Origin of the sequence: Aurantimonas sp. C2-5-R2, assembly GCF_036549495.1 — a bacterium.
Classification (GTDB): domain Bacteria; phylum Pseudomonadota; class Alphaproteobacteria; order Rhizobiales; family Rhizobiaceae; genus Aurantimonas; species Aurantimonas coralicida_A.
Window position 1 is genome coordinate 14568 of the sequence record NZ_JAZHLJ010000003.1, and the last position, 20844, is coordinate 35411.

Here is a 20844-nt window from a genome sequence, read left to right on the forward strand (position 1 = left end):
TGTTCAGCGCGCCCGGTTTTGTGCGTTCGGCCTGCGGCGACGGTCGTCAGCCCACCATCTTGCGCAGGACGTATTTCTGAATCTTGCCGGTCGAGGTCTTCGGCACCTCCTCGAACCTGATCTCCTTCGGACATTTGAATCTCGCCAACGTNGCCCACCATCTTGCGCAGGACGTATTTCTGAATCTTGCCGGTCGAGGTCTTCGGCACCTCCTCGAACCTGATCTCCTTCGGACATTTGAATCTCGCCAACGTCGCGCGGCAGTGGGCGATCAGGTCTTCGGCCGAGACGCTCTGCCCGGGCTTGAGCTCGACGAAGGCCAGTGGGGTCTCGCCCCATTTGTCGTCGGGCTTGGCGATTACCGCGGCGGTCTGGACCGCCGGATGCAAGTAGAGGGCGTTCTCCACCTCGATCGAGGAGATGTTCTCGCCGCCCGAGATGATGATGTCCTTGGCCCGGTCCTTCAGTTCGATGTAGCCATCCTCGTGCAGGACGCCGAGATCGCCCGAGTGGAACCAGCCGCCACGAAACGCTTCTGCGGAAGCGGCCGGGTTCTTGAGGTAGCCGCGCATGACGATATTGCCGCGAAACATCACCTCGCCGATCGTCTCGCCGTCCGGCGGGGTCCGCTCCATGGTCCGGGAGTCCATCACCGCGAGGTCTTCGAGCGAGGGGTAGCGAACCCCCTGTCGCGCGGTCTGGGCGGCGCGGGCGGGCCCGTCGAGCGCGTCCCATTCGTCCTTCCACTGGTTGACGACGGCAGGGCCGTAGGTCTCGGTCAAACCGTAGAGATGCGTCACCTCGAAGCCGGCGTCTCGCATGCCGGCCAGCACGGCCTGCGGCGGCGGGGCGGCGGCGGTGTTGAAGGTGACCGTCTGATCGAAGGGGCGCTTGTCCGCCTCCGCCGCGTCGATCAGGATCGCCATGACCACGGGCGCGCCGCACAGATGGGTGACGCGATGATCGGCGATGGCGTCATACATGGCCTTCGCCCGTACCCAGCGCAGGCAGACATGGGTGCCGGCCTCGACGGCCAGGGTCCAGGGAAAGCACCAGCCGTTGCAGTGGAACATCGGCAGCGTCCACAGATAGACCGGATGCCGGCCCATGCCCGAGGCGATGACGTTGGAGTAGCCCATCAGCGCGGCGCCGCGATGGTGATAGACGACGCCTTTGGGATTGCCGGTGGTGCCCGAGGTGTAGTTCAGCGAGATGGCGTCCCATTCGTCGCCGGGCATTTGCCAGTCGTAATCGGGATCGCCCTCGGCCACGAGCGCCTCGTATTCGATCGTTCCAATCGCGTCGCCCTTCTTGGCCGGCGCATCCTCGGCAAAGTCGGGGTCGTCGTAGTCGATGACGATCGGCGTGACGTTCACCCTGGCCAGCGCCTCGGCCATGACGCCGGAAAACTCGCGGTCGACGATGACCATCTTGGCTTCTGCGTGTTCCAGCTGGAAGGCGATGATATCGGCGTCGAGCCGGGTGTTGATCGACAGAAGCACGGCGCCGGCCATCGGCACGCCGTGATGGGCTTCGAGCATCGGCGGCGTGTTGGCCAGCATGACGGCCACGGTCTCGCCCCGCTTGATGCCGCGCTTTTCGATCGCCGAGGCGAGCTGCCTGGAGCGGCGATAGAAATCGCCGTAGCTGCGGCGCAGCGATCCGTGAATGATGGCGGTCCGGTCGGGATGGATCAGCGCCGCGCGCGACAGAAAGGTCAGCGGCGTCAGCGGTTGATAATTCGCCGCGTTGCGGTCGAGATGCTCGTCGTAAATGCCCATCGGTCCTCCCCAGTCGGCGCGGTTCGTCGACGCGCCAGCGCATGAGCTATAGAAGATCGCGCGCCCTGCGTCACGGCAAGCAAGGATCAGGGGAGCATAGCGGCGGCGCCGTCGAAAACGAGCTTGAGGCCCACCGGAACGAGCAGGGCATAGGTGAAAATGTAGAACGCGGCGGGATCGACCTTGCGGACGAGCCAGACGCCGATGAGCGTTGCTACCGGGGCGAGCGGCAACAGCACGGCGGAGGTCATGAGATTGCTGGTCGAAAACTGCCCTAGCAGCGAATAGGGCAGCAGCTTGACCCCGTTGACGCCGGCGAAAAACACCGCCGACGTGCCGGCATAGATCTGCGGCGAGAGCCGCAAGGGCAATACGTAGATCTGATACGGCGGGCCGCCCGCATGGCTGACGAAGCTCGAAAAGCCGCTGATGGCGCCCCAGACATTTGCCCGGAGCGGGCGGCTTTCCTTCGACTCGCTTCTGTGGCGCGAACGGAAAAACCAGTCGGCGGCGAACCACAGGGCCAGGAGCCCGAGAAGAAGCCGAACGCCGTCGGCCGAGACGAACGCGGCTGTCAGATAGCCAAGGCCAACTCCGCCGATCGCAGCCGGCAGCATGGAGAGGAGCAGGGTGCGATCGAACCTGCCGCGCCAGGCGTAGAGGCTGATGGCATCCATGACGACCATGATCGGCAGGAGAATGCCGGCAGCGGCGACCGGTGAGATGATCATCGCCATCAGCGGGACGCCGACCAGCGATATGGAGCCGCCGAAGCCGCCCTTCGACAAGCCGATGAGCAGAACCGCGGGAATGGCGGCGAGGTAAAAGATAGGGTCTGTGATCACGTTGCGCTCAACCGGTCTTCGTGCGCCGTTCGGCCATTCGGACGCGCAAAGGATGCTCTACCATTTGGATTGAGCATCGGACCAAAAACCGGAATCCCGCCGACCCTCGAACCGTCGGCCGGCTCGGCCGTAGCGCCGCTAAGCTCGTCGCCATGCTCCGCGGGGATCGTCTCGGCAACCGAGTAACAAGAACCGCCTCCCCATTATCGTCCGATGCTCTGGGAAGGCGGCCGGTCAATTGCGCTGAACGAAAACGGCCTCCCGTCCTTCGACGGGAGGCCGCTGCGATGTCTCGATCCTGCTTCGGTATGCTGCTGGTCGGCGCTCCCTGACTTGGAATCGATCAGTTTCACGACATCGGATCGAGTCGAGCCGATGTCACCGCGATCTAGTGTTCCGCGGCGCCCTGCTTGAGATCCTCGCGCATTCTCTGCGCCTTGATGATGGTCCGGGCATACTGCTCCCAGGTCGAGCGGACCCAGACCAGATTCGCGGTCAGCGCTTCGGCGACGCTTTCGAGTTCATCCAGCGAGTTCAGGTTCTTGTTGAACTGAGTCGCCAGGTCGCCCGAAATATCGCCGGTCTTCGTCGTGTCCAGCAACGCTTTCAACGCGCGGCCGTTTTCCTGAACCTCCGGGACGATCCGGGCAAGAGCCTCGTGCAGCCTGGCATGTTCCGTTTCGGCAGATTCAAGCTGGGGCCGCTGCTGCTCCAAGAGACGGACCGTATTCCTCCAGTCGCGGGCCCGGCGATCCAAGTCGTCGCCCACGCCCTGAAAGCCACCTGCGATGCGACGGGGCAGACGCGCAGTCGTGTCCGACGCACCTTGCGGCGCGGTGTTTTGCACCGCAGTGCCTTGCGTGACGGGCATGGGAGCGCTCGGGACGTTGCGATCGATTTCTCCCGCTGATCCCTTGATAGGCTTGCTGCGCAATATGTCACTGATGCCTGCGTTGAATTCGTCCACCGCATTTGTCGCCATGATACTCTCTCCGACTACTAATCTCGCGACGTGCTTTCACGTTCGACTTTACATTTGCACGAAGCGCCGTGACGGGCCACCGCTATGTTAACAAGTGGTTAAGACCGCCGCAGTCTTCGCGCCCGACGCAATGAATTCGGAGTTCGGAGATGGATTTCGATCGCGCTGTTGGCGGGCTGCTGGCGTCGTTTTAGAGCCCCGGAAGGTAAGGCTTTGGCAGGGAGTGATAATCCAGCTTATCCACCGCAAAATCATGCCCATACGGCCCTCTGTTCACCATGCTGTGCTATTCGGAACGCCTGAGAGGGAGTTGGGGATGCAGATGGAATTGCGCACCCGCGCGGAGGCGTTGGGCGATCTTGCCGGGCAGTTTGAATTGCGGGCGGACAGCATGTGGAAACTGGGCAGGGACTTCGATCGCTGGGGTTTGGGCGAAGAGGCGATAGAGGCGCGAGAATGCGCCTGCGCCATGCGGGTGGGTGCCCTGATTAACCGGGCCAGGGCTGCTGGTCTCAGCGCCGAGTTCGCGGCCCCGGATGATTCGTTTTACTGATCACGGCATCTCACGGAATTCAATTCCGGTCCCTGCGGATGACCGTTTGGCATGGGCAGGGACCGGGTGTTTTCTCCACGGGGGTGATGCGGCCGGCTGAAGGAACCGGTTCGGTTCGCGCGGGCCGTCCCTTGGTCTCGACGTTTATCTGACATCGAAGGTTTCGCTGCCCCCAGTCGATTTGCTAGAAGGGCCGGGAAGACGGGGTGCCGTCGCCGAAATCGGATCGCCAGAACCATTCCATGACCGTCGACCTTGTTATCCGTCCGAGACTTGTCCTCTTGACCACCGTGCTTGGCGATGTCGGCGCGGAAGCCGCAATGCGCGCGGCGCTCGCAGGCGGTGATGTCGCCTCCGTCATCATCGACGCCGCCGGACGCGACTCCGCTTCGTTCCAGCTCTTCGCCGAGGGCCTGGTGCCGGTTATTCAGGCAGCTGGCGCGGCTGCCATCATCGCCGACGATAGCCGTTGCGCGGGCCGGGTGGGAGCCGATGGCCTCCATCTGAGCGCGGGCGATCTTCGAGCCCTGGACGCAGCGATGGAGCGATATTCGCCGAAGCTGATCGTCGGCGCTTCCGGCTTCGAGACCCGGCATGACGCTCTGGAGGCCGGTGAGCGTTTGCCGGATTATCTGTTTTTCGGGCGCTTCGGTGGCGACGTCGCCGATCCGCCGCATGAAAAGAACCTGGAAATGGCGGAGTGGTGGGCCGAGATCGTCGAGCTTCCCTGTATCGTCATGGCGGGCCGGAGTGTGGACAGCGTGGGCGACGCGGCGGACACGGGGGTCGAATTCATCGCGCTTTCCGGGGCGGTGTTCGACAAGCCGCAGGAGGCCGGCGCCATGGTCGCGCGGGCGAACGCGATCATCGATAGCTGGATGGAGAGCGAGGCAGCCTGATGCCGTGGTCTTTTCGCCCGTCGATCCGGCTCGTCGCAGCCCTGGTCCTGGTTCTCGGCAGCTTGTCCGGAGTCTCGGCGGCTGGGCCAAGCGCTGAGGAAGCAGCAACGGACCCCGACACGTCCGGCTCGGTGCTCGATGGCGCGAGTGGCACAGATCTGCCGGCGCCTTCGGACGCCGCGCCGGAATCCGGCGCGGCAAATGGTGCGGACGATGGAGCGGCACCCTCGAAAAGCGAATTGGCCTATGGCGCCTTCCAGCGCGGCTTTTATCTGTCGGCGCTGAAGCTTGCCGAGCCGATCGCCAATCTCGGCGATTCCGCGGCCCAGACGCTGCTCGGAGAAATCTATTCCCGTGGTCTGGGAGTCGCCCAGAACCTGAAGGAGGCGGCGCGCTGGTACGAGGCCGCCGCCGCGTCGGGCAGCCCGGAAGGGCAGTTCCGCTACGCGATGATGTTGCTGGACGGTACGGTGGTGGCCCCTGATGTCGCCAAGGCCCGCGATCTGATGAAGGCGGCGGCCGACGAAGGCTTGCCGCTCGCGCAGTACAATTATGGGCAAATGCTGATCGAAGCGGCTCCGACCGCGGGCTTCCAGGAAGCGAAGGACTATTTCGCCAAGGCAGCCCATGCAGGCGTCGCCGACGCGCAATATGCGATGGCGCAGCTTTATGTATATGGGCGAGGGGTTCCAGCCGACCCCATCAAAGCGCGCGCATGGCTGAAGGCCGCGGCCATCAACGGTCAAGATACCGCCCAGGTGGAATACGGTATCTGGCTGGTCAACGGCAAAGGCGGCCCCGCCAAGCTCGAGGACGGGTTCCAGTTTCTCAAGCGTGCCGCCCTGCGCGGCAATCCCATCGCCATCAATCGCATCGCGCATCTTTACAAGGACGGCATCGGCACCGCGCCTGACCGGATGGAGGCGGCCAAATGGTCGGTCCTGGCCAAGCGGGTGGAGAACACCGACCCGGTTCTCGACGATTTCTTTCGTGGCCTCGATCCTGCGACGCAAAAATCTGCCCTCGAAGCGGCAAACCGCTTTCGCTTGAGCTGACGTCGGATCGCGACGGCCGGCCGCCTTGAGCGGCGTTCGGGGCCGACCGGCGGCGCGTCGAGGCTTGAATGGATCGGGGATTTATGGTCTTGAGCGCCAACCGGCAGATACAGCGCACCTATTTATCGTCCGACGCCCTCGCGGCGTTGCTGTCGACCATCTCGCCAATCACTGACGCCGCCACGCTCGGACCTCCCGCCGCCGGCGCCGAAACCTTCGAGAGCTTCGATGAAGATCAACGGAAACGAAATTCGCCCGGGCAATGTGATCGAGCACAATGGCGGCCTGTGGGCGGCTGTCAAAACCGCCCATGTCAAGCCGGGCAAGGGCGGTGCCTTTGCCCAGGTCGAGCTCAAGAATCTCATCGACGGCACCAAGCTGAACGAACGCTTCCGGGCTTCCGAGACCGTCGAGCGGGTGCGCCTGGAGCAGAAGGACTATCAGTTCCTCTATGCCGAAGGCGAGATGCTGGTGTTCATGGACACCGAAACCTACGAGCAACTGGAGTTGCAGAAGGAGTTCGTCGGCGAGCGGGCGGCCTTCCTCCAGGACGGCATGATGGTGACCGTCGAAAGCCACGAGGAGAAGCCGATTGGCATCAAGCTGCCCGATCAGGTCGTGCTGTCGATCATCGAGGCCGACCCGGTGGTGAAGGGTCAGACGGCCACCTCGTCCTATAAGCCGGCTGTGATGGAAAACGGCATGCGGGTGATGGTGCCGCCGTTCATCGATTCCGGCGAGAAAATTCTGGTCGACACGAACGAAATCACCTATCTGCGCCGCGCCGACTGAGGCGCTCGACTTTGGGACTGCGCTGCGGCGCACGTCCCAAGATACCGAATGACACCATGTTTGGCGGCACTCATACCCGACGCCTGACGCCGCTCCGGCGGCCACGCCGCATCTGACGAAAGCAACCAATGGCCCGTTCCGCGCTTCTCAATGTGATGACGCAGGCTGCCATGAAGGCCGGCCGAGCCCTGACCCGCGACTTTGGCGAGGTGCAGAATCTCCAGGTGTCCATGAAAGGGCCGGCGGACTTCGTCTCCAATGCCGACCGCCGGGCGGAGGAGATCGTCTACCAGGAGCTGTCTCGTTCCCGTCCGGACTGGGGCTTCCTGATGGAGGAGCGCGGCGTCATCGAGGGCAAGGACCCCCAGCACCGCTGGATCGTCGACCCGCTCGACGGCACCACCAATTTCCTGCATGGCATCCCGATGTTCGCCGTCTCCATCGCTCTGGAGCGTGACGGCCAGATCGTCGCAGGCGTCGTGTTCAACCCGGCGATGGACGAGCTCTATACGGCGGAAAAGGGCGGTGGGGCGTTTCTCAACGACCGGCGTTTGCGGGTGGCAGGGCGCCAGCGACTGCCGGACGCCTTGTTCGGCACGGGAATTCCGTTCCTCGGGCGCGGCGATCATGCCGGCTTCCTCTACGAATTGCGGCAGATCATATCGGAGACCGCCGGCATCCGGCGGATCGGCGCTGCGTCCCTCGACATCGCCTATGTGGCGGCCGGCCGCCTCGACGGCTTCTGGGAGCGGACGCTCAAGCCGTGGGACCTGTCGGCGGGGGCGATCCTGGTCCGCGAAGCCGGTGGGTTCGTCACCGGCATGGATGGCAAGAAGTTCGACCACATCGCCGGCGACATCGTTTGCGGCAACGAGTTTATGCACAAGGCTCTGATCGACCAGTTGCAGCAGGCGGAGGCAAAACGCCAGGCGGTCATGACCAACTCAGCCGCGCCAGTTTAACGATGAATTAATTCAAAGGCGTTCCGGTAACCGTCGCGGACGTTTGAAAGTGCCGTATTATTCCTTATCCTGCTTCAGGGATCTGGCCGGAATGCGAACCGGTCGACTCACGAGGACGCGGGGCAGCGGTACGAGGCGCCCGGGCCGGCTCGCGGAAGCGGTCGAGGCCGGTGGCCGTGCCAACTGCCGCAGGAGTTGATTGGAACGTAATGCAGGTCTTCAGTTCGCCGAACGACAAGACGGTAAGACCGGACGATTTCGACCCGAATCGACTTTCGAGTCCCATGGTGTTCTTGTGGTCGATGCTCGTGTTCCTGGCACTCGCCGGGTTCGTCGCGGCGATCCTCAGCCGTCAGATTTCTTCGGCCTTCGCCACCAATCCCGGGCTAAACGGTCTGATCATCGGCGTCCTCGCCGTGGGTATCTTTCTGGCGATGCTGCAGGTCCTGCGCCTGGCGCGGGAGGTGCGCTGGGTCAACGCCTATCGCGAGGGCGCGGCGGATTTCGAGACGCTGAAGGACCCGGTGCTGTTGGCGCCGATGCGCGGGCTGCTCGGTCGGCGGCGATCGATCTCGCTGTCGACCCATTCGATGCGCTCGATCCTCGATTCGATCGCGACTCGCCTCGACGAGACCCGTGACATCGCCCGTTACCTGATCGGCCTGCTGGTCTTCCTGGGCCTGCTGGGAACATTCTGGGGCCTGTTGCGCACGATCGGATCGATCGGCGCGACGATCCAGGGGCTGGACCCCGGCGCCGGCGATACGGCGAGTGTCCTCGACTCGCTGAAAGCCGGTCTCGCGGCTCCGCTGTCCGGCATGGGGACGGCATTTTCCTCATCGCTGTTCGGTCTGTCCGGGTCGCTCATCCTCGGTTTCCTCGACCTGCAGATCGGCCGCGCCCAGAACCGCTTCTACACCGAGCTGGAGAACTGGCTCTCGTCGGTGACCGACGTCGGGTCGGACATGGTCCTTGCGCCGCATGCTGGCCAGAGTCCCGCCCAAGGCGAGCAATTGCGGGTCCTGTCGGATCAAGTCACCAAGCTCGTCCACGACCAGGGCGCCAGCCCGCGCACCAGCGCCGCCATGGCCAATCTCGCCGAAAGCATTCAGGGGTTGGTCACGCACATGCGCAGCGAGCAGCAGCTCTTGCGCGATTTCGTTGAGATGCAAGCCGGCGAGCAGCGCGAGTTGCGCCAGGTGCTCGACCGTCTTTCCCGCCAGATCGGCGACATGAGCAAGGACCGCTGAGCGATGGCGCTGGCGCGTAACCGCAGGAGCGAACGCACCGTCGATTATTGGCCGGGCTTCGTCGACGCGCTGTCGACGTTGCTTTTGGCGATCATGTTCCTGCTCTCCGTCTTCGTACTGGTGCAGTTTCTGCTCAGCCGCGAAATCTCGGGCAAGGACGAGGTGCTCGACCGGCTGAACACGCAGATCAATGAACTGACGCAGCTCTTGGCGCTCGAACGCTCGACCGGGCAGGACTATCAGGATCAGATCGCGACGCTGCGCGCCTCGCTGTCCTCCACGGAAACGGAAAAGAGCCGGCTGCAACGTGCGCTGGAATCGGACTCCGGTTCGGCTGCGGCGGCAAGCGCCGAAGTCGAGGGTCTGCAATCGGCCCTCGACGACGAACAGCAGTTCTCCCAGCGAGCGCGATCGCAAGTCGAATTGCTCAATCAGCAATTGTCGGCCCTGCGCCAGCAGATTGCGGCCTTGGAGAACGCGCTCGGCGCGTCGGAGAGCCGTGATCAGGAAAGCCGAACCAAGATCGCCGATCTCGGCCGCCGTCTCAACGTGGCATTGGCGCAGCGGGTGCAGGAATTGTCACGTTATCGTTCGGATTTCTTCGGGCGGCTGCGGGAGATCCTGTCGGACCGCGAGAATATCCGCATCGTCGGCGACCGTTTCGTTTTCCAGTCGGAGGTGTTGTTTCCCTCAGGCTCGGACGTGTTGCAGCCGGCCGGCACCGAGGAGATGGCCAAGCTCGCCACGGCGATCAAGGAGCTGGCGCGCGAGATTCCTTCCGACATCAACTGGATCCTCCGCGTCGATGGACACACCGACAATATTCCGATTACCGGTGGCCGCTTCGAGGACAATTGGGAACTCTCGACCGAGCGGGCCGGAGCCGTGGTGAAATATCTGATCAGCCAGGGCGTGCCGCCAGAGCGTCTGGCAGCGACCGGCTTCGGCGAGTTCCAGCCGCTCGACACCGACGACACGCCCGAGGCGCGTGACCGCAACCGCCGAATTGAGCTCAAGCTCACCGAGCGCTAGAACGCCCCGCACAGACTCCCGAGTGTCGTAACCGCGGCGCAACTGCCCCGAGCCGCTGTCGTTACAAGTGTAACGATTGACGATGCCGCCGCAGCCATGCGAGCCTTTCCTCGAAGGGAAGGGCACCCCTTCTTGAGGACCGCGCATAAAGCGCGGCTGGGAGGAAAAATATGAAACGTCTACTACTCAGTAGCGTGGCAGCGCTCGGCCTGATTGCTGCGACACATGCGGTCGCTCAGACCGCCGACAATATGGAAAAACTCCAGGGAATGCAGACGACCGGCACCTCGATGGATTTCAAGACCATCGAACAGACCGGTGAATACGCGGATCAGCTGCGCAAGAATCTCGAAAGCGTCAAACTGCCGGACGGGTTCAAGATCGAACTTTACGCGGTCGTGCCGGATGCGCGGCATATCGCCATCGGGTCGCAGGGCGTTGCCACCTTCGTGGGCACGCGCAAGCAGAACGTCTGGGTGGTCACCGATCGCGACAAGAACCGCGTCGCCGACGAGGTCAAGGAGTTCGCCCCGTCGATCGATTTTACCATTCCCAATGGCGTCTGCTTCTCCAAGGACGGGTTTCTATACATCGCCGAGCAGAACCGGGTTCTGGTACTGCCGGCCGCCGAGTTCTTCTATGAAAGCCCGGATGTCGCCGTCGGAATCGTGGTGGAACAGGGCAAGCTGGTTCCGACATCGGAAGAGTCGTTCAACCACACCGCCCGTGTCTGCCGGATCGGCCCGGACGACAAACTCTACATAGCGCTCGGGCAGCCATTCAACGTGCCGCCGCCGGAAAAGGCGGATCTCTATCAGCGCGAGGGCATTGGGGGGATCATCCGCATGAACCGAGACGGCTCGGGCCGTGAGGTTTATGCCACCGGTATTCGCAATTCCGTCGGTATGCAGTTCAACCCGGCAAATGGCGATCTCTGGTTCACCGACAATCAGGTCGACGGCATGGGGGACGACATTCCTCCCGGCGAGCTGAACCGCAGCACGGGATCGGGTCAGAATTTCGGCTTCCCCATCTATGGCGGCGGCAGTGCGCGCACCAACGAGTACAAGGATGCCGAGTTGCCGACCGACGCGGTCATGCCGGAAGTCGAGATGGTCGCGCATGCCGCCGACCTCGGCATGGACTTCTACACTGGTACAAGCTTCCCGCGTCAGTATCGGGGCGGCATCTTCTCGGCTCAGCATGGCTCATGGAACCGCACCGAACCGGTGGGCGCGCGCGTCATGTTCACCCCGGTCAACGATGACGGCACAGCCGGGGAAACGGAAGCCTTCGCGGAAGGCTGGCTGACGCCGAGCGGCGAATATATCGGCCGGCCCGTCGACGTGGAGATGATGAAGGACGGATCGCTGCTGGTCTCCGACGATCTGGCTGGCGCGCTCTATCGCATCTCCTACGAGAAGTAGGGAACGCCGACTTGAAAACCGGGCGGTCGTCAGGCCGCCCGGGAACTTGCGTGGACGGCGCGCGTTTCGCCCCGCGAGCTATGCGACGAGGGAGTCGTTGCGATATCCTTTTCAATCGAGGCGCCTGGATAAGTTTTCGCGCCCTTTTCCCGGAATTCCCCATGATCAATACCGTGACCTGGATCCTCTCGGTGCCACTTTTTCTGGCGAGCCTCGTCCTGCCTGGGGAGGCGGCGGAACTGGCGGCCGGTAAGGACAAGGCCGGCATGTGCGCGACGTGTCATGGGCTCGACGGCATCGCCAAGGCGCCGAATGCGCCCAATCTGGCCGGGACGAATGTTTTCTATATCACCGAACAGCTGAAAGCCTTCCGGTCCGGCGCGCGCGAGCATCAGCAGATGTCGATCATCGCCCAGGGCCTCAGCGACGAGGACATCGCGGACCTCGCCGCCTGGTATTCGGCGATCGAGGTCACGGCGACGATGCCGGCGGTCGAATAGACGGGCACCGCTCGGCCCGCCTTCGCTACTCCGCCGCGCCGAGCAGCGTGCCGGCATGGCCAGCCTCGAATTGCAGGCGGGCGAGGCGGGCATAGATTCCGTTCTTGGCGATCAGCGAGGCATGGGTGCCTTCCTCGACGACCCGCCCGCCGTCGAGTACCAGAATACGGTCGGCCTTGAGGACGGTGGCAAGGCGGTGGGCGATGACGAGCGTCGTGCGCCCCTCCATCAGCTTTTCCAGCGCCTTTTGCACGAGCTTCTCGCTTTCCGCGTCGAGCGCCGAGGTGGCTTCGTCCAGTAGCAGAATCGGTGCATCGCGCAGGATCGCCCGGGCGATCGCGATGCGCTGGCGCTGGCCGCCCGACAGGGTGATGCCGCGCTCGCCGATGGTCGTGCGATAACCGTCCTCCATCGCCTCGATGAAGCCGTCGGCCAGCGCCGATTTCGCGGCCGCTCTGATTCGATCCTCGGAGGCGTCCGGGTCGCCAAAGCCGATATTGTCCGCCGCGCTCGCGGCGAAAATCGTCACGTCCTGCGGCACGAGCGCGATGCGCTGGCGCAGATGCTCGAGATCGGCTTGCCGCGCATCCACGCCGTCGATGAGAATCCGTCCGGCATCCGGATCGTAGAAGCGTTCGATCAGCGAGAAGATCGTCGATTTGCCGGCGCCCGACGGGCCGACGATGGCGACGGTCTCGCCATGCCGGATCGTGAAGGACAGGTCGTGGACGGTCGAAACGCCCGGACGGCTCGGATAGGCGAAGCTGACGCGCTCGAACACGACTTCGCCGCGCGCCGGGACCGGCAGCGCGACCGGATCGCTGAGCGACTGCACCGCCGCCTCCTCGCCGAGCAGTTCGGTCAGGCGCTCGGCGGCGCCGGCGGCCTGTGCGAGTTCGCCCCAGACCTCCGACAGCTGGCCGAGCGCGCCGGCGGCGAAGACGGCATAGAGCAGGAACTGGCCGAGCGTGCCGCCGCTCATGGTCCCTTCCGCCACCTGCTGGGCGCCGATCCACAGCACCGCGACGACCGAGGCGAAGATCAGGAAGATCGCGAAGGCGGTGAGAAAGGCGCGTGCCTTGATCGAGGAACGCGCGGCTTCGAAGGCCCGGTCGACGGCCGAGGAGAACCGACCGCTCGTCGCCGCCTCGCTGGTGAAGGCCTGGACGGTGCGCACGGCGCCGATCGCCTCCGTGGCATAGGCGGTGGCGTTGGCGAGCGTGTCCTGAGCGAGGCGCGAGCGCCGGCGGACCGAGCGGCCAAAGGCGACGAGCGGCAACACGATCAGCGGGATCGCGCCGATCACGATCAGCGACAGGCCGGGGCTCGTCACGATCATCATCGTCACGGCGCCGAAGAAAAGGATGACATTGCGCAAGGCGAGCGACGCGGTGGAGCCGACGGCGGATTTGATCTGCGTCGTATCGGCGGTCAGCCGCGAGATGATTTCGCCGGTCAGCGCCTGATCGTAGAAGCTGGGCGACAGCCGCGTCACATGGGCAAAGAGGTCCTTGCGAAGGTCCGCGACGACCCGTTCGCCCAGCGTGATGACGAAGTAATAGCGGCCGGCGCTGGCCACGGCGAGGAGGGCGGCAAGCACCAGGAGCATGCTGAAATAAGTATCGATGAAGGCAGTGTCGGACGCCGAAAAACCTTTGTCGATCACGCGCCGCACGGCCAGCGGCAGCGACAGGGTCGTCAGCGCGGCCAGCGCGAGGAAGAACACCGCGCCGGCGACCTTGACCTTGTAACGCTTCAGATAGGGAACCAACCGTGCCAGGGGCTTCAGATTGCGTCGCTTCCGCTCTGTCTCGCGGTCGACCGGTGTCATGTCGCGCAAACGCGCCTCCCCTTTATGCGTGGCTCCGGTCGCCCCTTGTGCCCCTACCGGCCCTCATGTATAGGCTCCTCCTCGAATTTGGAAGCGATTGCGCCGACCCTTTCCCCATGGCAATCCAGTCACGCAAGCGGCTTGGCCGCCTCGGCGTCGGCGTCTCGGGGAAGCCGGCAAGACCAAGGATCGAAGACGATGAAGAAAGAAATTCACCCCGATTACCACGCGATCACCGTGGTGATGACCAACGGCACCGAGTATCAGACTCGCTCGACCTGGGGTTCGGACGGCGACAAGATGAATCTCGACATCGACCCGACCAGCCATCCGGCCTGGACGGGCGGCAACCAGCACCTTCTCGACCGCGGTGGCCGCGTGTCGCGCTTCAAGAAGCGCTACGAAGGCCTCGGCATGTAATCTGTCGCTTGCGGCTGGAGCATTGCTCCGGTCGTGGCAACGACATCGGCCCGGCCGCGATGAGCGCGCCGGGCTTTTTGCGTCGGGTCAGTCGGCGGAGAGGGTGCCGCTCAGGCGAAGATGCGCGTCTGGCGGTCGGAAAGATCGCGAAAGCTCTCCGACACATGCTGCGCCAGAGCATCGGCCGCCGGACCTGCGCCGTCCCGCTTCATCATGAAAACGCGATAGCTGCCAAGCGGTGGCAGGCGTTCCGGATCGTTCAACCGAACCAAGGTCGACGACAGCACGCTCGCGGGCAAGGGGGCGATCGCCAGATCGGCTTCGACGGCCGCAATCTGGCCCTGACAAAGCTCGCTTGAATAGGCGATGCGGTAGTCCCTTCCGACGCTGTCCAGCGCATCGAGCGCCCGACCGCGCCAGGAGCAGCCCTGATCGGCCAAGGCCAGAGGCAGGGGCGTCTGCTCGGCCGCGCGGCCATTGCGCAGCCCGATCCAGACAAGCGCCTCGCTGTAGATCTCCTCGCTCGAAGAATTGGGTTTCTCGCCGCAACTGACGATCGCCACGTCCAATTCTCCCGCCGCGCAGCGACGCCGGAGTTCGGCACTGCAATCGAGCCTGACGTCCACCGCGACCTGTGGATGAGTCGATGCGAAGCGCTTCAGAATGCCGGGAATGGCGAAGATGCCCGAATCGTTCGGCGCGCCGAAACTGACCCGTCCCTCGATCTGCGGAACCAGGAAGCGCGCCATCGCCTCGTCGTTCAGCCGCAAGAGCCTGCGCGCATAGCCGAGCAGCATCTCGCCGTCGCCGGTTGGCACGACGGCTCGCGGCTCGCGGCGAAACAACGCGCGGCCGACCATGTCCTCCAGCTTCTTGACCTGCAGGCTGACGGCCGACGGCGTGCGGTGCACGAGCTCGGCGGCTCTGGAGAAGTTTCCGCTTTCACAGATGGCGACAAAAGTGCGGGCCAGATCCATGTCGAGATTCGGTAGCGATGCCAGGGGGCGGCTCATGGCGGATTCCTCGTGAATGGAGTTTTCTATTCGAAAATCTCATAGCAAGTCTTATAACTTCTCGTTCGACTCATCAATAGCGTTTCGGCAGGGTGTGGTCTCAGGACAAAGGAGACCACCATGCTGCGATCCGCATTTCTTCCGAAACACGTCGACGAGGCTTCGGCACAGACGTCATCGAACGGCTTCGCCTGGTTGCGTTCATGGAGTTTGGAGCGCCGCCGCCAGCGGCTGCGGCGCGAGGCCTTCGATACCTTGCTCAGGGTCGATGCCGACATCCTCGAAGACGTCACAGGGCTCCAGCGCAAGCAGCTGGAACACGCCGCACGCCTGCCGCTGTCGATCGATGCGCTGAAAGCGCTCCGCTCGATGCAAAGGCAGGAGCCCGATTCTCAATAAAAGTGGTGGGGAGGCTTCGTGCGTCCGAACGGCGCACGAAGCTCTCATACGGACGTGAGAGGCTTTCTTAGGTGGTCCTGAGGGGCGGCCCCAGATCAGCGTTCCCTTACCAACCATTGCCCAGCCACGCTGAGAGCGGCTAGCCGTGGAAGGCGGTCTTCAGAAGATTGATCTGCTCGCCGACCGGGTTGTTCCCGTCCGTATTCTCGCGGGAGACGTCGCCGTAGATCTCGCGATCGAGCATGGCGATGCGGCGTTCCAGCCTGAGGGCACGCTCGACGAGGCCGCGGAAGGCTTCGGGAAGCTCGCCATATTGCGGCGAGTCCTTGGCGCTTCCCAGGCCCTCGAGCCGAACCTTGACCTTCTCGGCCTCGACCTGCGCGCGCGACATGTCGCCCTGGTTCGCCGCGCGCTGGAGCAGCAGCCAGGATGCCACCTGCATCAGCCGCGTGGTCAGGCGCATGGATTCGGCCGCATACAGCGTCGCCGCAAGCCGGGACAGCGCCTTGGCGTCGGTCCGCCCGTCGCTGTCGAGATAGACCGCCGTCTCGTCGACGAGCGTCATGCCTTCGTTGAACAGCGGCTGGAAGGATCGCGAGAAGGCGAGGTGCTCAGCCAGCCGAATGGTGTGGTCGTCGTCTTTCGAACCAGTCATCTGAATCGTCATCGGCTGCGACGGTCCCCCAAAGTGTAAAATTGATCTCTCGGCAGGCCGCGATACCGAAGGCATCCTGCGTCGTCAAAGGGTGCGGCGAGAGCGGCCGGTTTGCAAGCGAACTCCCGCACAATTGTTAATTCCGGTTAACGGGTGAATCGCCGGCAAAAAAAAAGAGCCGCAGCGAGCGGCTCTCAGGAGTTTACAACAGGGAGGCGTCAAACGAGGCGGGAAGCCGCTTCGTCTATCCATCAAGCTGCCAATGCATCAATCTGGACCGGGATTAGTTAAACACTGGAAACCTTACCTGAAGATTAACCCGCGCCCGCCCTCGCAAGATTTTCTCTACCTTTGCACCTGAACCCGACACATGGAGACATCAAGACTCATGACGATTCCCCAGGAAATGACAGCGGTTCTCCTCGATGGGTTTGGTGGCCCCGAGGTGTTGAAGGCCGGACAGCGCCCCGTCCCGACGCCGGGACCGGCCGAGATCCTGATCGCCGTCGAGGCCGCCGGGGTCAACCGACCCGACGTCTTGCAGCGCCAGGGCGCCTATCCGCCGCCGCCGGGCGCGCCGGACTGGCCGGGACTGGAGGTGGCCGGCACGGTGGTCGCGCTCGGGGAGGGGGCAGGTCGGCACGGGTTGGGCGACCGGGTCATGGCGCTCGTTCCTGGCGGCGGCTACGCCGAATACGCAACCGTTGCCGAAACCAACGCCATCGCGGTGCCGGGCGCCCTGTCGATCGAGGAGGCGGCGGGCGTTCCGGAAACCTTCTTCACCGTCTGGCATAACGTGTTTCAGCGCGGCGGCCTGAAGGCGGGCGAGAGCTTCCTGGTCCATGGCGGTACGTCCGGCATCGGCACCACGGCGATCCAGCTCGCCAAGGCGTTCGGCGCCACAGTCTTCGCGACGGCGGGCAGCGACGACAAATGCCGCGCGGCCGAACAGCTTGGCGCCGAGCGATGCATCAACTACCGCAGCGCCGATTTCGTCGAGGTATTGCGCGAGGCGACCGGCGGGCGCGGCGTCGATCTCACGCTCGACATGGTCGGCGGAGACTACACCAACCGCAATCTCGCCGTCGCGGCCGAGGACGGCCGCATCGTCCAGATCGCGTTCCTCAAAGGGCCGGAGGTTCAGATCGATCTCAATCTGGTGATGCGCAAGCGGCTGACGCTAACCGGTTCAACGCTACGCAACCGCTCGATCGCGTTCAAGGCCGCCATCGCGCGGGACATCGAAGAAAAGGTCGGTCCGCTTTTCGCCAATGGCAAGGTGAAGCCGCTGATCGACTCGACCTATCCGCTTGCCGAGGCCGTCAAGGCGCACCAGCACATGGACGCGGATCATATCGGCAAGATCATCCTGACGACGCGGCATTCGAAGGGCTGATCGCCCACGAACTATCGGGGCGCCGCCAATGGCGCTCCGGTCCCGCAGCGCCTGTCAGGTCGGTGATCTTGGCGCCAGGGCGCTTACCTTGCTGCTGCGCTGGGTGGCGAGATAAAGGCTGGTCTCGCTGGCGACGATGCCGTCGATCAGGCGCAGGCGCTTGAGCGCCTCGTCGAGATCGGCCAGGGTTTCGGTGCCGAATTCGACGATCAGATCCCACCGCCCGTTGGTCGAATGGATGGTCTGGATTTCGGGAAAGCCCCGGAGACGAGACACGATCCGCTCGTTTCCCTTGCCTTCGATTTCGATGAGCGTGATGCCGCGAACCGGCATTTCGGTGGCGTCGCCTCTGAGCACCACGGTGAAGCCGAGGATTTCGCCACTCGCCACGAGCCGCTCCATGCGGGAGCGGATCGTGGCGCGGGAGATGCCGAGCTCCGCCGCCAGATCGGAAATCGCCATGCGGGCATTCCGGCGCAAAGCGCCGACGAGCCGGCGATCGGTGTCGTCCATTTCGGAATTTTTACTTGCCATTTCGCGAAGTTTCCTGCCCGTTTTGATCAGTTTTTAGCATTGTCGTCGCCATCCGATCCAGATCGAATATCCGGACTGAATTCTTTCGGATTGCGACCCAGATGACATCTCGACGCTCCATCGCCCTGATCGGCGCACCGGCCGACACCGGCGGTGCCTATGCTGGTTGCCTGATGGGGCCGGACGCCTTGCGGACCGCCGGTATCGTCGGGGCTCTCTCCGAGTTGGGGCACCGGGTGGAGGATCTGGGCAATTTTCATGCGGTCGCCGGCGAATCGAAATCTCACGCCAACGCAACGGTTCACGATCTGGCCAGCTACGCCGCTCTGATCGCCATGCTCGGCGACGTCTGCCGGCAATCGCTCGATAGCGACCATGTCCCGATCTTCATGGGCGGCGATCATTCGATTGCCGCCGGAACCCTGCCGGCTATCGCTCGGCGGGCCAGGCAGGAGGGCCGCGAGCCGTTCGTGCTCTGGCTCGACGCGCATCCGGACCTGCACACGCTCGACAGCACCAGGAGTGGCAATCTGCACGGAACACCGGTCGCCTATGTCACGGGAGCGCCGGGGTTCGAGGGGGCGGTTCCGACTCTCGACGAACCGATCCGGCCGGACAACATCTGCATGATAGGTATTCGCTCGGTCGACGCGGCTGAGCGCGCCCGCATCGTCGAGTCCGGCATTACGGTGCATGATATGCGCGCAATCGACGAATTCGGCGTCACGGCGCCGTTGCGCGCCTTTCTGGAGCGGGTGCGCGCGGCGGACGGCCGCCTGCATGTCAGTTTCGACGTGGATTTTCTCGACCCCGAGATCGCGCCGGCCGTCGGCACGACCGTTCCCGGCGGTGCCACCTTTCGCGAGGCCCATCTGGTGATGGAAATGCTGCATGACAGCGGCCTGGTCTCATCGCTCGATATCGTCGAACTCAACCCCTTTCTCGATGAACGCGGCCGCACCGCGAAATTGATCGTCGACCTCGTGGCCAGCCTGTTCGGCCGGCAGGTCCTCGACCGCCGCACCAGGAGCTACTGACCATGACCGCCAAACCGCCGAAGAACATCAACATCGTCCCCTTCGTCAGCGTCGACAACATGATGAAGCTCGTCCTCAGCGTCGGCGTGGAGACGTTCCTTCAGGAGCTGGCAGGCTTCATCGAAGCGGATTTCCGGCGCTGGGACCTGTTCGACAAGACGCCGCGCATCGCCTCCCATTCCGCCGAGGGCGTGATCGAGCTGATGCCGACCAGCGACGGCGAGGTCTACGGCTTCAAATACGTCAACGGGCATCCGAAGAACTTCAAGGAAGGCCTGCAGACCGTCACGGGTTTCGGGGTTCTGTCGCGGGTCGACAACGGCTATCCGGTGCTGTTGTCCGAAATGACGATCCTGACGGCGCTGAGGACGGCCGCGACGTCAGCCATGGCCGCAAAGTATCTGGCCCCCAAGGGGGCCGAATGCATGGCGATCATCGGCAACGGGGCGCAGTCGGAGTTCCAGGCGATGGCCTTCAAGGCGCTGCTCGGGATCAAGAAGCTGCGGCTCTTCGACATCGATCCGGCGGCGACCGAGAAGTGCATGCGCAACCTTGCGGGCAAGGGCTTCGAGATTGCCGGCTGCGCCAGTGCGGAAGCCGCTGTCGAGGGGGCCCAGATCATCACGACCGTGACCGCGGACAAGCAATACGCGACCATCCTGACCGACAACATGGTCGGGTCCGGTATCCACATCAACGCGGTCGGGGGTGACTGTCCCGGCAAGACCGAACTGCACAAGGACATCCTGCTGCGCTCGGATATTTTCGTCGAATATCCGCCGCAGACCCGGGTCGAGGGGGAAATCCAGCAACTTGCCGCCGATCATTCGGTGACGGAATTGTGGACCGTGATCGCCGGCGACGCTGTCGGCCGTCGGGATGCGCGTCAGACGACGCTGTTCGATTCCGTCGGCTTCGCGATCGAGGATTTTTCGGCGCTTCGTTATGTGCGCGAAAAGGTGGCGCCGACGGCGTTCTTCGACCGGCTCGACATGATCGCCGATCCGGATGACCCGCGCGATCTGTTCGGCATGGTGCTCAGGGCCGACAAAGCCGCGTAATCCGCACCAAGGAATCTCAGAACACCAGGACCTTGTCCGCGGCCAGCGTGGCCTCGGCCAATTCGTTCATCGTGCTGCGCGTCGAGCCGTCGATCACCTCGTCGTCGGACAGGCCGCGCGCATCCATGCAGGTGCCGCAGAGCAGCACCCGCCCATTCGCGCTGAGAACCCGGCGGAGCATGCGTTCCATGTTGTAATAGCCGTCGGGCGTCTTCTGCCCCTTCTTCGCACAGATAACCGCGTCGGCCATGAGGAACACCGTCACGGTGCCCTCCGGGTCGTGCTTGGCCAGCGCATGGGCCATGCGCAGCCCGTTGAAGCTGCGTTCGGTGCCATAGGGCGGGTCGTTCAGGATGAGAAGATGTTGCATGTCGGTTCGCTCCGCTTGACCAATCTCCCGGAACGGGAAGGGCGCCGCGC

The 20844-nt window shown here is 63.8% G+C and carries 21 protein-coding genes and 1 pseudogene; 14 read left to right on the forward strand and 8 right to left on the reverse strand.

Annotated elements, in window-relative coordinates; genetic code table 11:
- Positions 1-158: 158 nt before the first annotated feature.
- The 3 genes and pseudogenes from VQ044_RS02045 to VQ044_RS02055 all read right to left on the reverse strand — a co-directional run.
- Positions 159-1781 (reverse strand): annotated as a pseudogene (locus VQ044_RS02045) (acyl-CoA synthetase); the annotation flags it as partial.
- A gap of 86 nt (positions 1782-1867) precedes the next feature.
- Positions 1868-2626 (reverse strand): sulfite exporter TauE/SafE family protein, encoded by a 759-nt coding sequence (locus VQ044_RS02050; protein ID WP_327645856.1) that lies wholly within the window; start codon positions 2624-2626, stop codon positions 1868-1870.
- Between the two features lie 388 nt (positions 2627-3014).
- Positions 3015-3608 (reverse strand): hypothetical protein, encoded by a 594-nt coding sequence (locus VQ044_RS02055; protein WP_327645857.1) that lies wholly within the window; start codon positions 3606-3608, stop codon positions 3015-3017.
- A 316-nt stretch (positions 3609-3924) separates the two neighbouring features.
- Here VQ044_RS02055 and VQ044_RS02060 point away from each other — a divergent pair, with 316 nt between their 5' ends.
- The 9 genes from VQ044_RS02060 to VQ044_RS02100 all read left to right on the forward strand — a co-directional run bounded on the left by VQ044_RS02060 (position 3925) and on the right by VQ044_RS02100 (position 12078).
- On the forward strand, positions 3925-4161 hold the full coding sequence (locus VQ044_RS02060) for a hypothetical protein (RefSeq protein ID WP_327645858.1): 237 nt from the start codon (positions 3925-3927) through the stop codon (positions 4159-4161).
- A 242-nt stretch (positions 4162-4403) separates the two neighbouring features.
- Positions 4404-5060: a thiamine phosphate synthase gene (locus VQ044_RS02065; RefSeq protein ID WP_327645859.1), complete on the forward strand. Its 657-nt coding sequence runs from the start codon at positions 4404-4406 to the stop codon at positions 5058-5060.
- Positions 5060-6115 (forward strand): tetratricopeptide repeat protein, encoded by a 1056-nt coding sequence (locus VQ044_RS02070; RefSeq protein WP_327645861.1) that lies wholly within the window; start codon positions 5060-5062, stop codon positions 6113-6115. The genes VQ044_RS02065 and VQ044_RS02070 overlap by 1 nt, the downstream gene beginning before the upstream one ends.
- A gap of 228 nt (positions 6116-6343) precedes the next feature.
- Positions 6344-6907 (forward strand): elongation factor P, encoded by a 564-nt coding sequence (gene efp, locus VQ044_RS02075; RefSeq protein ID WP_327625191.1) that lies wholly within the window; start codon positions 6344-6346, stop codon positions 6905-6907.
- A gap of 128 nt (positions 6908-7035) precedes the next feature.
- Positions 7036-7869 (forward strand): inositol monophosphatase family protein, encoded by an 834-nt coding sequence (locus VQ044_RS02080; RefSeq protein WP_327625190.1) that lies wholly within the window; start codon positions 7036-7038, stop codon positions 7867-7869.
- Positions 7870-8078: 209 nt separating this feature from the next.
- On the forward strand, positions 8079-9119 hold the full coding sequence (locus VQ044_RS02085) for a flagellar motor protein MotA (protein WP_327645862.1): 1041 nt from the start codon (positions 8079-8081) through the stop codon (positions 9117-9119).
- Between the two features lie 3 nt (positions 9120-9122).
- The gene (locus tag VQ044_RS02090; protein WP_327625188.1) at positions 9123-10151 is read left to right on the forward strand and encodes a peptidoglycan -binding protein; all 1029 of its coding nucleotides are present in this window, start codon (positions 9123-9125) and stop codon (positions 10149-10151) included.
- Positions 10152-10321: 170 nt separating this feature from the next.
- On the forward strand, positions 10322-11578 hold the full coding sequence (locus VQ044_RS02095) for a PQQ-dependent sugar dehydrogenase (protein WP_327645864.1): 1257 nt from the start codon (positions 10322-10324) through the stop codon (positions 11576-11578).
- A 161-nt stretch (positions 11579-11739) separates the two neighbouring features.
- Positions 11740-12078: a c-type cytochrome gene (locus tag VQ044_RS02100; RefSeq protein WP_327645866.1), complete on the forward strand. Its 339-nt coding sequence runs from the start codon at positions 11740-11742 to the stop codon at positions 12076-12078.
- 25 nt (positions 12079-12103) lie between these two features.
- On the opposite strand, the gene VQ044_RS02105 is transcribed toward VQ044_RS02100, so the two are convergent.
- The gene (locus VQ044_RS02105; protein WP_327645945.1) at positions 12104-13909 is read right to left on the reverse strand and encodes an ABC transporter transmembrane domain-containing protein; all 1806 of its coding nucleotides are present in this window, start codon (positions 13907-13909) and stop codon (positions 12104-12106) included.
- A gap of 198 nt (positions 13910-14107) precedes the next feature.
- Between VQ044_RS02105 and rpmE the strand changes: the two genes are divergently transcribed.
- Entirely contained in the window at positions 14108-14329 is a 222-nt protein-coding gene (rpmE, locus tag VQ044_RS02110) for a 50S ribosomal protein L31 (RefSeq protein WP_327625185.1), read from the forward strand.
- Positions 14330-14439: 110 nt separating this feature from the next.
- Here the strand turns inward: rpmE and VQ044_RS02115 are convergent, their stop codons facing one another.
- Positions 14440-15342: a LysR substrate-binding domain-containing protein gene (locus VQ044_RS02115; RefSeq protein WP_327645868.1), complete on the reverse strand. Its 903-nt coding sequence runs from the start codon at positions 15340-15342 to the stop codon at positions 14440-14442.
- A gap of 120 nt (positions 15343-15462) precedes the next feature.
- On the opposite strand from VQ044_RS02115, the gene VQ044_RS02120 reads away from it, so the two are divergent.
- Positions 15463-15741 (forward strand): hypothetical protein, encoded by a 279-nt coding sequence (locus VQ044_RS02120; protein WP_327645869.1) that lies wholly within the window; start codon positions 15463-15465, stop codon positions 15739-15741.
- Between the two features lie 139 nt (positions 15742-15880).
- On the opposite strand, the gene rcdA is transcribed toward VQ044_RS02120, so the two are convergent.
- Positions 15881-16396 (reverse strand): protease adaptor protein RcdA, encoded by a 516-nt coding sequence (rcdA, locus tag VQ044_RS02125; protein WP_327625182.1) that lies wholly within the window; start codon positions 16394-16396, stop codon positions 15881-15883.
- Positions 16397-16784: 388 nt separating this feature from the next.
- Between rcdA and VQ044_RS02130 the strand changes: the two genes are divergently transcribed.
- Entirely contained in the window at positions 16785-17792 is a 1008-nt protein-coding gene (locus VQ044_RS02130) for an NAD(P)H-quinone oxidoreductase (protein ID WP_327645871.1), read from the forward strand.
- Between the two features lie 54 nt (positions 17793-17846).
- Here the strand turns inward: VQ044_RS02130 and VQ044_RS02135 are convergent, their stop codons facing one another.
- Positions 17847-18305 carry an Lrp/AsnC family transcriptional regulator gene (locus VQ044_RS02135; protein WP_327645947.1) on the reverse strand — a complete coding sequence of 153 codons (459 nt, stop codon included), beginning with the start codon at positions 18303-18305 and terminating at the stop codon, positions 17847-17849.
- A gap of 122 nt (positions 18306-18427) precedes the next feature.
- Here VQ044_RS02135 and rocF point away from each other — a divergent pair, with 122 nt between their 5' ends.
- Both rocF and VQ044_RS02145 read left to right on the forward strand, forming a co-directional pair.
- Positions 18428-19363: an arginase gene (rocF, locus tag VQ044_RS02140; protein ID WP_442872842.1), complete on the forward strand. Its 936-nt coding sequence runs from the start codon at positions 18428-18430 to the stop codon at positions 19361-19363.
- A 2-nt stretch (positions 19364-19365) separates the two neighbouring features.
- Positions 19366-20424, forward strand: a complete 1059-nt coding sequence (locus tag VQ044_RS02145) for an ornithine cyclodeaminase (RefSeq protein ID WP_327645872.1) — start codon at positions 19366-19368, stop codon at positions 20422-20424.
- Positions 20425-20440: 16 nt separating this feature from the next.
- Here VQ044_RS02145 and VQ044_RS02150 read toward each other — a convergent pair whose 3' ends face one another.
- A complete protein-coding gene (locus tag VQ044_RS02150; protein WP_327645873.1) occupies positions 20441-20794 on the reverse strand; it encodes a DsrE/DsrF/TusD sulfur relay family protein in 354 nt (117 codons plus the stop codon).
- Positions 20795-20844 lie beyond the last annotated feature (50 nt).

Coding starts and splice junctions, on each gene's coding strand:
- rpmE (WP_327625185.1), top strand. CDS start 14,108: ATGAAGAAAGAAATTCACCCCGATTACCACGCGATCACCGTGGTGATG.
- VQ044_RS02095 (WP_327645864.1), top strand. CDS start 10,322: ATGAAACGTCTACTACTCAGTAGCGTGGCAGCGCTCGGCCTGATTGCT.
- rocF (WP_442872842.1), top strand. CDS start 18,428: ATGACATCTCGACGCTCCATCGCCCTGATCGGCGCACCGGCCGACACC.
- VQ044_RS02065 (WP_327645859.1), top strand. CDS start 4,404: ATGACCGTCGACCTTGTTATCCGTCCGAGACTTGTCCTCTTGACCACC.
- VQ044_RS02130 (WP_327645871.1), top strand. CDS start 16,785: ATGACGATTCCCCAGGAAATGACAGCGGTTCTCCTCGATGGGTTTGGT.
- rcdA (WP_327625182.1), bottom strand. CDS start 16,396: ATGACTGGTTCGAAAGACGACGACCACACCATTCGGCTGGCTGAGCAC.
- VQ044_RS02060 (WP_327645858.1), top strand. CDS start 3,925: ATGCAGATGGAATTGCGCACCCGCGCGGAGGCGTTGGGCGATCTTGCC.
- VQ044_RS02100 (WP_327645866.1), top strand. CDS start 11,740: ATGATCAATACCGTGACCTGGATCCTCTCGGTGCCACTTTTTCTGGCG.
- VQ044_RS02070 (WP_327645861.1), top strand. CDS start 5,060: ATGCCGTGGTCTTTTCGCCCGTCGATCCGGCTCGTCGCAGCCCTGGTC.
- VQ044_RS02135 (WP_327645947.1), bottom strand. CDS start 18,305: ATGGACGACACCGATCGCCGGCTCGTCGGCGCTTTGCGCCGGAATGCC.
- VQ044_RS02080 (WP_327625190.1), top strand. CDS start 7,036: ATGGCCCGTTCCGCGCTTCTCAATGTGATGACGCAGGCTGCCATGAAG.
- VQ044_RS02120 (WP_327645869.1), top strand. CDS start 15,463: ATGCTGCGATCCGCATTTCTTCCGAAACACGTCGACGAGGCTTCGGCA.
- VQ044_RS02150 (WP_327645873.1), bottom strand. CDS start 20,794: ATGCAACATCTTCTCATCCTGAACGACCCGCCCTATGGCACCGAACGC.
- VQ044_RS02145 (WP_327645872.1), top strand. CDS start 19,366: ATGACCGCCAAACCGCCGAAGAACATCAACATCGTCCCCTTCGTCAGC.
- VQ044_RS02055 (WP_327645857.1), bottom strand. CDS start 3,608: ATGGCGACAAATGCGGTGGACGAATTCAACGCAGGCATCAGTGACATA.
- VQ044_RS02090 (WP_327625188.1), top strand. CDS start 9,123: ATGGCGCTGGCGCGTAACCGCAGGAGCGAACGCACCGTCGATTATTGG.
- VQ044_RS02115 (WP_327645868.1), bottom strand. CDS start 15,342: ATGAGCCGCCCCCTGGCATCGCTACCGAATCTCGACATGGATCTGGCC.
- VQ044_RS02085 (WP_327645862.1), top strand. CDS start 8,079: ATGCAGGTCTTCAGTTCGCCGAACGACAAGACGGTAAGACCGGACGAT.
- efp (WP_327625191.1), top strand. CDS start 6,344: ATGAAGATCAACGGAAACGAAATTCGCCCGGGCAATGTGATCGAGCAC.
- VQ044_RS02105 (WP_327645945.1), bottom strand. CDS start 13,909: ATGACACCGGTCGACCGCGAGACAGAGCGGAAGCGACGCAATCTGAAG.